This window comes from Oligella sp. HMSC05A10, assembly GCF_001808335.1.
Classification (GTDB): Bacteria; Pseudomonadota; Gammaproteobacteria; order Burkholderiales; family Burkholderiaceae_B; genus Oligella; species Oligella urethralis.
On sequence record NZ_KV792904.1, the window covers coordinates 1 to 1,527 of the forward strand.

Consider the following 1,527-nt stretch of genomic DNA (forward strand, 5'->3'; position numbering starts at 1 on the left):
CTATCTGTTTAAGGCGCTTCAATTCTGAGGCTTCGAGGCCATCATATTTGGAACGCCACTTGTAGAAGGTGGAAACGCCAATACCTTCTTGACGACAGAGGTCAGCGATCGGCTCACCCGCTTCTGCACGCTTTAACAAGGCGATAATCTGTTCTTTACTCTTACGTTTGCTCATAGTAAAACTTCTAAATATAAATTAATTGTAAAGGAAAACTCTACATTTGAGCTGTGTTAATTTAGGGGGTGGTTACCTTAGCGAGTCAAGCTCTTGGCCGCATGTCTGTAAGCAACGAAATGCTTGTTAAAGCAAGGCGCTTAAATGGTACTCCCATAATAGATGCTCCGACATCCTGGCAGTACCTCGTATGGAAGATGGAATACGATGCTGAAAGAGCTGAGTCAGAATTAAAATCTCAAGACCTCCATGTCGTTAAAGGCCTTAGTGATCTTTCAACAGGTGAGATGCAATGGATTGGAAATATCCCTCCAGAAGCACTAATAGAAATACGAAAAGAAGGCGCTATGGAAGAGATTAGAGAGATTTTAGGTAAAGGAGTAAATGATTTAATTGAAGTCAACCCTGCCAATTTTCATCGCAGTCGAGACCAGATTTTCGACAATATAAATTCAGCATTTAGCCAACATCAAAAAAACCTAGATGACCTTAGTAGTAAAAAATGGAAATTTGCGGGTAAAGACATTGGTTCGTGGTTAGTTGTTGGCTCACTTGAAGTGGCCGCCGCAGTTACTGGAACTCCTGTTTGGGGTATGGCTACAATAGCAGCAGATCAAATGTTTGATGTGCCAAAATTAAAAGACATTCCAAAATCAATTAGAGATCTCGCAGAAGAAAACAAAAAAGTGAAGAAATCGCCAGTAGGTCTTCTTTTCGATATTCATAAGAAAAATGCTTAATCGAGTAGCCGAGGGTTTCTAGCCCTCAGCCTCCCCCTCTGTCACACTAGTTGTCTGATTTTCTGATTTTTATATTTCATGTAATTGAGGGAGGAGTACCGATGCGCCTGAACGTGGCCAAGCTTACGGACGTGTAGCACAAAAAGCCTTAGCGCAAAAAATCAATCAGCGACAAGTCCAAGTTAAATATAAAAAAGAAGACCGATATGGCCGTATTTTAGGTGAGGTCTTTTTAAATGATGAAAGCATTAACCTTTGGTTGGTACAAATCGGCTTAGCTTGGCCATACTTCAGGTACAACCCACCAGTTCATTACCTTGATGCCTACCGCATTGCAAAGCTCAATGAAAATGGACTGTGGCAAGACTCGAATCCGATTGAGCCTGAAGAGTTTAGGCATAAAAAATAGGAAAAGATATCAAATGCAGAAAATTATTATATGGAAAACTGTACATGCTCACGTCATCCCGAATCAGCAACAAGATATTGTTGGGATAGAGTCAAAATCTTAACCACTAATAAAACTAATCAATAACAACCGTCATGGATATCCTGGGCGGTTTTTTTTATGGGAATAATTTGAGACCTTTGCAATAACCCCTCAAACTTCCT

2 protein-coding genes and 1 pseudogene are annotated in these 1,527 nt (G+C 40.4%); 2 read left to right on the forward strand and 1 reads right to left on the reverse strand.

Translation table 11 applies throughout. The features are described from left to right. Nucleotides 1-175 (reverse strand): transposase (locus tag HMPREF3144_RS04905; RefSeq protein ID WP_070476730.1); only part of this gene is annotated, 175 nt, incomplete at its 3' end. Between the two features lie 68 nt (nt 176-243). Between HMPREF3144_RS04905 and HMPREF3144_RS04910 the strand changes: the two genes are divergently transcribed. Together HMPREF3144_RS04910 and HMPREF3144_RS12000 are read left to right on the forward strand one after the other, a co-directional pair. Continuing rightward, nucleotides 244-915: a hypothetical protein gene (locus HMPREF3144_RS04910; protein ID WP_210394296.1), complete on the forward strand. Its 672-nt coding sequence runs from the start codon at nt 244-246 to the stop codon at nt 913-915. A 112-nt stretch (nt 916-1,027) separates the two neighbouring features. Continuing rightward, nucleotides 1,028-1,324 (forward strand): annotated as a pseudogene (locus HMPREF3144_RS12000) (thermonuclease family protein); the annotation flags it as partial. Between the last annotated feature and the right edge of the window lie 203 nt (nt 1,325-1,527).